The sequence below is a fragment of the Carboxydothermus pertinax genome (genome assembly GCF_001950255.1).
Taxonomy (GTDB): domain Bacteria; phylum Bacillota; class Z-2901; order Carboxydothermales; family Carboxydothermaceae; genus Carboxydothermus; species Carboxydothermus pertinax.
Genome location: NZ_BDJK01000087.1, coordinates 1 through 231, shown reverse-complemented (window position 1 = coordinate 231; position 231 = coordinate 1). Strand labels below are relative to the sequence as shown.

General features: G+C 37.7%; 1 protein-coding gene. It reads left to right on the top strand.

Going from position 1 to position 231, the window contains the following annotated elements; translation table 11 throughout:
- A partial coding sequence (locus cpu_RS13730; RefSeq protein ID WP_501161799.1) for an IS110 family transposase occupies positions 1-231 on the top strand: 231 nt, incomplete at both ends.

Below are 231 nucleotides of genomic sequence, written 5' to 3'. Positions count from 1 at the left end.
TGAAATTGTTTCTAAACGCCAGAAGTTTTCTAATGATAATCCTGGCCTTGAAGCTTTGATTAATCTTGTCCTCGAAATTTGCCATTCTAATAATTTTGAAAGCGTTGTTATTGGCTTGGAATCTACTTCAGTCTACAGCTGGCATTTGCAAATGGGCCTTGCTTCTAATTATCAGCTGGCAAGTTATCACTGCCAGGTCTACACCTTTAATCCTAAGGTTGTTGCTAATTT